The organism is uncultured Algibacter sp., from assembly GCF_947487575.1.
Lineage (GTDB): Bacteria > Bacteroidota > Bacteroidia > Flavobacteriales > Flavobacteriaceae > Algibacter_B.
Map to the genome: position 1 here is coordinate 1 of NZ_CANKXG010000035.1, position 203 is coordinate 203.

Annotated in this window: 1 protein-coding gene; it reads right to left on the reverse strand. The window is 40.9% G+C overall.

Annotation, left to right across the window (positions count from 1 at the left end; genetic code table 11):
• The coding region (locus Q0870_RS15395; RefSeq protein ID WP_298556789.1) for a hypothetical protein at positions 1-203 on the reverse strand (203 nt) is incomplete at both ends.

Sequence of the window (203 nt, forward strand, 5' to 3'; positions counted from 1 at the left end):
TTATCTGAACGTGTTCCTGTAAAGGTGAACGTTGTTGCACAGTTGTCGGTAGCTGTAGGGTCTTCAATAGTTACATTAGTAGCCTCACAAGCATTAGTATCTGCATTTAAATCAATAGTTGCAGGGCAGGTGATTATTGGTGCTTCTGCATCAGTAATAGTTACCAGTTGATTACAAGACAGACTGTCGTTTCCGCCATCATT